The sequence below is a fragment of the Micromonospora sp. NPDC049662 genome, assembly GCF_040675055.1.
GTDB lineage: Bacteria > Actinomycetota > Actinomycetes > Mycobacteriales > Micromonosporaceae > Micromonospora.
In genome coordinates this window covers 1-5,717 of the sequence record NZ_JBFAOC010000109.1, presented here as the reverse complement: position 1 = coordinate 5,717, position 5,717 = coordinate 1, and the positions used below count along the sequence as shown (strand labels likewise).

The 5,717-nt window shown below is 72.8% G+C and carries 4 protein-coding genes; 3 read left to right on the top strand and 1 reads right to left on the bottom strand.

Going from position 1 to position 5,717, the window contains the following annotated elements; all coding sequences use genetic code 11:
* The first annotated feature begins 122 nt into the window (after positions 1-122).
* Positions 123-773: an SIMPL domain-containing protein gene (locus AB0J36_RS34210; protein WP_357126039.1), complete on the top strand. Its 651-nt coding sequence runs from the start codon at positions 123-125 to the stop codon at positions 771-773.
* The gene (locus AB0J36_RS34205; RefSeq protein ID WP_357126036.1) at positions 773-1,408 is read left to right on the top strand and encodes a nucleoside/nucleotide kinase family protein; all 636 of its coding nucleotides are present in this window, start codon (positions 773-775) and stop codon (positions 1,406-1,408) included. Before AB0J36_RS34210 ends, AB0J36_RS34205 begins: the two co-directional genes overlap by 1 nt.
* 162 nt (positions 1,409-1,570) lie before the next feature.
* On the opposite strand, the gene AB0J36_RS34200 is transcribed toward AB0J36_RS34205, so the two are convergent.
* Positions 1,571-2,128 carry a sugar O-acetyltransferase gene (locus AB0J36_RS34200; RefSeq protein WP_357175381.1) on the bottom strand — a complete coding sequence of 186 codons (558 nt, stop codon included), beginning with the start codon at positions 2,126-2,128 and terminating at the stop codon, positions 1,571-1,573.
* A 156-nt stretch (positions 2,129-2,284) separates the two neighbouring features.
* On the opposite strand from AB0J36_RS34200, the gene AB0J36_RS34195 reads away from it, so the two are divergent.
* Positions 2,285-5,626: a S8 family serine peptidase gene (locus AB0J36_RS34195; RefSeq protein ID WP_357392366.1), complete on the top strand. Its 3,342-nt coding sequence runs from the start codon at positions 2,285-2,287 to the stop codon at positions 5,624-5,626.
* The last annotated feature ends 91 nt before the right edge of the window (positions 5,627-5,717 follow it).

Sequence of the window (5,717 nt, the reverse complement as noted above, 5' to 3'; positions counted from 1 at the left end):
GCCGGGTCGAACTCGTCGGCGATCTCGCCCACCAACTCCTCGACACCGCGCCTTGCCGGATCGCCGCCCGGACTCCGCCTCGGCTCGACCGCCCTCATGAAACAGGCCCTAAGCTGACAGGCATGGCGACGGACGGCCCGGTGGTGCAGGTGCGCGGCGAGGCGACCCGGGAGGTGCCGCCCGAACTGGCCCGGTTCGCGGTGACCGTGACGGCCCGCGGCCGGGACCGGGAGGCGACGCTCACCCAGCTGGCCGAGGGGGCAGCCGCCGTCCGGGTGCTGCTGGACGGCTCCGAGCCGGCGGTGGCCCGACGGGAGACCGGCGACCTGTGGGTCCGGCCGCAGACCAAGCGCTCGGGTGAGCGTGTGGTGGGCTGGCTCGGCAGCGTCACCACCAACGTGACGGTCACCGACTTCACCGCGCTCGGTGAGCTGATGCTCCGGCTCGCCGACCAGGATCAGGTCCAGGTGTCCGGCCCCTGGTGGGAGCTGCGCCCGGACAGTCCGGCGTACCGCGAGGCGCGACACGCCGCGATCGGCGACGCGTTGCTGCGTGCCCGGGAGTACGCCGAGGCGTTGGGCGCCCGGGTCACCGCGCTCATCGAGCTGGCCGACTCCGGTCCGGCCGACCGGCCGATGTTCGCCCGCGCGGCGTTCGACGTCGGAGGCGGTGCCGGCGGTGGTGTTCCCGAGCTGGAGTTGGACCCGCAACCGCAGACCGTGCAGGCGGCGGTGCAGGCGCGGTTCACGATCAGCGAACCGGTGCTCGACTGATGCCGCCGGCCCGGGTGCTGGCCATCGACGAGCTGGTGGCGCGGGCACGGTCACTGGCCGACGCCGGCCCGCGGCAACTGCTCGGCATCACCGGGGCGCCCGGTGCGGGAAAGTCCACCCTGGCGGAGCGGATCGTCGCCGAGGTCGGGGCGAGCGCGCGGCTGGTGCCCATGGACGGCTTCCACCTGGCGCAGACGCAGCTGGAACGGTTGGGCCGCGCCGACCGCAAGGGCGCGATCGACACCTTCGACGCCAACGGGTACGTCTCGCTGCTGCGCCGGTTGCGCCGGCTGGAGCCGACCTCGGTGTACGCGCCGGAGTTCCGCCGAGAGGTGGAGGAGCCGGTGGCCGGGGCCATCGAGGTGCCGCCGTCGGTTCGCCTCGTGGTGACCGAGGGCAACTATCTGCTGGTGCCGGACTTTCCGTGGCAGGAGGTCCGGACGTTGCTGCACGAGGTGTGGTTCCTCGACCTGGACGCCGAGCTGCGCCAGGGCCGGTTGACCGCCCGGCACGAGGCGTACGGGCGTTCGCCGGAGGAGGCCCGGACCTGGGCGCTGGGCAGCGACGAGGCCAACGCGGCTCTCATCACCCCGACGGCCGTGCACGCCGACCTGGTGGTCCGCCTGCGGGACTAGGGCGTGTGTCGAAGCCCTTGGCCGGCCTGCGGCGGGCCCAGCCGACGGCCGGCGGCGTTGGAGATGGGCCCGGATACAACACCGGTATCCGTGCCCATCTCCGCCTTGCCGGACCGCCGCCTGGACTCCGCCTCGGCTCGACCCAAGACTTCGACACACGCCCTAGTCGAGGTCGCGGACCGGTCGGGCCGGGTTGCCGACGGCGACGACGTTGGCGGGCAGGTCCCGGGTGACCACGGCGCCCGCGCCGACCACGGTGTTCGCGCCGACCGCGACCCCGGCCAGGACGATCGCGCCGCCGCCGAGCCAGGCGTTGTCGCCGATGGTGATCGGCTTCGCGGCCTCCCACTTGTCGCGGCGTGGGCCGGGCTGCACCGGGTGGGTCGGGGTGAGCAGTTGCACGTTCGGTCCGACCTGGACGTCCGCGCCGAGGGTGATCGGGGCGACGTCGAGGAAGACCGCGTGGTAGTTGACGAAGCTGCGCGGCCCGATCCGGATGTTCCAGCCGTAGTCGCAGTAGAACGGCGGCCGGACCCAGGTGTCGTCGCCCAGGTCGCCGAGCAGGTCGCGCAGCGCCGCGAGCCGGGCCGCCGGGTCGGCCGCTGAACTGGTGTTGAAGCGTTCCATCAGGCGGGCGGCCCGGTCCAGGTCGGCGACGAGTTCGGGATCGTCGGCGAGGTAGGGCTCACCCGCCAGCATCCGGTCCTTCATGGAGGTCACCCGGTCGATGATGCCGGCGGGGAGCGGTGTCCCGTGGCAGGTTCGTCGTATTTTCGACTTCTTTTTGCATACTCGGTATGCAATTCTGGGTTGTCAATGCGACTCCTATCAATCACGACGCATGACCAGGAGGAAACGTTGCACCAGGGAAGAAGAATGGCCGCTCTCGGTCTCGTGTCGGTGCTGGCGCTCGCCGCGCCGGCTCCCGCCTCAGCCGCGCCCGCCGCGCCCGCCCCACCTGGCGGCGCCGACCGACAGTCCACAGCGCCCGGAGCCAGTCCCGAGCGCTCGAACACCGTCACGCTGATCACCGGTGACCGCGTCACCGTCACCGCATCCGGGGCCTCGGCCCAGCCCGGCCCCGGCCGTAAAGACGTGCAGTTCCTGGTCCAGCGCGAGAGAGGACGCCTCTCGGTGCTGCCGACGGACGCGCTGCCGTTGCTGCGCTCGGGTCGGGTGGACCGGCGGCTCTTCGACGTCACCGGGCTGATCGAGGCGGGTTACGACGACGCCCACCGCAAGACGCTGCCGCTGCTGGTGTCGTACGGCTCGACGGACGCCGCCCGGCGAGCGCCGGCCACGCTGCCCGGCACCCGGGTGGTCCGCGACCTACCGGCGATCGACGGCGCCGCCCTCACCAGCGACAAGTCCTCCCTCGGCGCGGTCTGGGCGGCGGTCAGCACCGGCTCCAGCGCGGCTCGGCTCGGCGCGGCGGGGGGCGTCGAGCGGATCTGGTTGGACGGCCGTCGACGGGTGGCCCTCGACCACAGCGTGCCGCAGATCGGGGCGCCCGCCGCCTGGTCGGCCGGGTTCACCGGCAAGGGCGTGTCCGTGGCCGTGCTGGACACCGGCGTCGACGCGACCCACCCGGACCTGGCCGGCAAGGTGGCCGAGGCGCGCAACTTCACCGAGGTCGCCGACGCCCGGGACACCGTCGGCCACGGCACGCACGTGGCCTCGACCATCGCCGGTTCCGGCGCGGCCTCCGACGGCCGCTACCGGGGTGTGGCACCGGACGCGACGCTGCTGGACGGCAAGGTCTGTGAGGACCAGGGCTGCCCCGACTCGGCGATCCTCGCCGGCATGCAGTGGGCCGCCGTGGAGAAGAAGGCCGCCGTCATCAACATGAGCCTCGGCGGCTGGGACACGCCGGAGGTCGACCCGCTCGAAGAGGCGGTGCAGACCCTGACCGCGCAGACCGGCACGCTGTTCGTCCTCGCCGCGGGGAACGACGGCTCGGACGGCTCGGTCGGCTCCCCGGCCAGCGCCGACGCCGGGCTCGCCGTGGGCGCGGTGGATCGCGACGACGAGTTGGCTGACTTCTCCAGCCGGGGTCCCCGGGTCGGTGACGACGCGCTGAAGCCCGACATCACCGCACCCGGCGTCGACATCGTCGCCGCGAAGTCCGCCAACGGCGTCATCGGTGATCCGGTGGGGGACCGGTACGTCACGCTCTCCGGCACCTCGATGGCCACCCCGCACGTCGCCGGGTCGGCCGCGTTGCTGGCCCAGCAGCACCCGGGATGGCGGGCCGACCGGCTCAAGGCCACCCTGATGGCCGCCGCCAAGCCGCACCCGGAGCAGACCGCCTACCAGCAGGGCGCCGGGCGCGTCGATGTCGCCCACGCGATCACCCAGCAGATCACCACCGACCCGGTGAGCGTCTCGTTCGGGCGTACGCTCTGGCCGCACAACGACGACACCCCGGTCACCCGTACGGTGACCTGGCGTAACGACGGTCCGGCCCCGGTCACCGTGGACCTGAGCGTCGAGGGCGCCGGCCCGGGGGGTCGAGCGCTGCCGGCCGGTCTCTTCCAGTTGGGCGCCAGCCAGCTCACCGTACCGGCGGGTGGCACGGCCGCCACGACCGTCACCACGGACACCCGGATCGGCGACGCCGACGGCTACTGGACCGGCCGGATCGTGGCCCGCGCGGGGTCGGCCGTCGCCGTGACGCCGCTGGCCGTGAACCGGGAGGTGGAGAGCTACACGCTGACCGTGGAACACCTGAACCGCGCGGGCGCGCGTACCGCCGACCACTGGAGCACGCTGGTCGGGATGGACACCTTCGGCGCCTGGGACCTCTTCAGTTCCGATGGGGTGGCCACCGTGCGGGTGCCCAAGGGGCACTACGGCCTCAGCGGCCTGGTCTTCGAGCCGGGGCCGGAGGACGAGCAACGCGGGATGTCGTTGTTGATGCAGCCCGTGTTGACGATCGAGCGGGACACCCGGATCGTCGTGGATGCCCGCCGGGCCAAACCGGTCCGGACCACCATTCCGGACCGTAACGCCGCCCCGGAACTGATCGACGTCAGCGGCAACTTCACGGCTGCCGACGGCAGTGGGTACGGGATCGGACTCTGGGCGGACACCTTCACCGGTCTGACCAGCGGTCAGCTCGGCAAGACGGTCTCCGCCGACCAGTTCGTCTCCACCGTCAGCAGCCAGTGGATCAAGCCGGGCACGCCCGACAGCCCATACCTGTACGCGCTGGCCGAAGCGATCCCCGGTCGGATGCCCACCGGGTTCGTCCGTGACTACCGCCGGAGCGACCTGGCCGCCGTCGTGCACCGGTTCCTCGGTGCCTACGCGGGCATGGACGCTGAGCGCTCCGTGTACCCCGTGTTGGAGTACAACGTCGGTGGCTCCACGCTGGTCCTGCCCACGAGCGTGCCCGGTCAGCGGGTCGAGTACTACAACACCCGGGGCGTGCAGTGGGAGTCGGACATCTACTTCGGCACCCGGGGCGAGGACGGCTGGCTGAACCCGCAGGCCGTGCTCCTCTCCGTCCCCACCGCGTACCGGGCCGGGCGGACGGTCCAGGAGATCTGGAACCAGGCGCCGTTCGGGCCGTCCTTCCCGAACCCGCGCTGGCCGTACCAGAGCGTCACCCGGGCCGGCGACACCATCGCGGTCGACCTGCCGATCTTCAGCGACGCGGCCGGTCACCCGGGCGGCTCGTTGAACGACAGCGAGCACACCAAGCTCTGGCGCGACGGCAAGCTGGTCGGCGAGAGCGAGTACGCCGGCTACGGGGAGTTCACCGTGCCGCCGGCCGCGGCGGACTACCGGCTCGTCACGTCGTCGAAGCGGAGCTTCACCGACCTGAGCACCGAGGTGGAATCGAGCTGGACCTTCCGGTCCCGGCACGTCGCCGGTGACACGCCGGCCCGCCTGCCGCTGATGGCGGTGCGCTTCGCGCCGCCGCTGCGCGTCGACGGCAGCGCTCCGGCCGGGCGGAGCTTCGTCGTACCGGTGCGGGTGCAGCGCCAGCCGGGCGCTCCGGCCTCCCCGGTGGAGGGGCTCACCGTCGACGTCTCGTACGACGGCGGGAAGACCTGGGACAAGGCGAAGCTGGTCCGTACCTCGGCCGATGGTTGGTCGGCACTGTTGCGGCATCCGGCCGGCAAGGGCCACGTGTCGCTGCGGGCCACCGCCCGGGACGCCGCCGGTAACACGGTGACGCAGCGGATCATCCAGGCCTACCGGTTGCGCTGAGGCGTACCCCCGTCGGGGGGGCGCGCGGGGCCCCGCGCGGCCGGCGCGGGCGGGGCCGGCTGGGCGGGGCGGGGGGGGGCGCGGGAGGGCG

Bases quoted from the DNA above. Each gene is read 5' to 3' on its own strand.
- AB0J36_RS34210 (WP_357126039.1), top strand. From the start codon at position 123: ATGGCGACGGACGGCCCGGTGGTGCAGGTGCGCGGCGAGGCGACCCGG.
- AB0J36_RS34195 (WP_357392366.1), top strand. From the start codon at position 2,285: ATGGCCGCTCTCGGTCTCGTGTCGGTGCTGGCGCTCGCCGCGCCGGCT.
- AB0J36_RS34205 (WP_357126036.1), top strand. From the start codon at position 773: ATGCCGCCGGCCCGGGTGCTGGCCATCGACGAGCTGGTGGCGCGGGCA.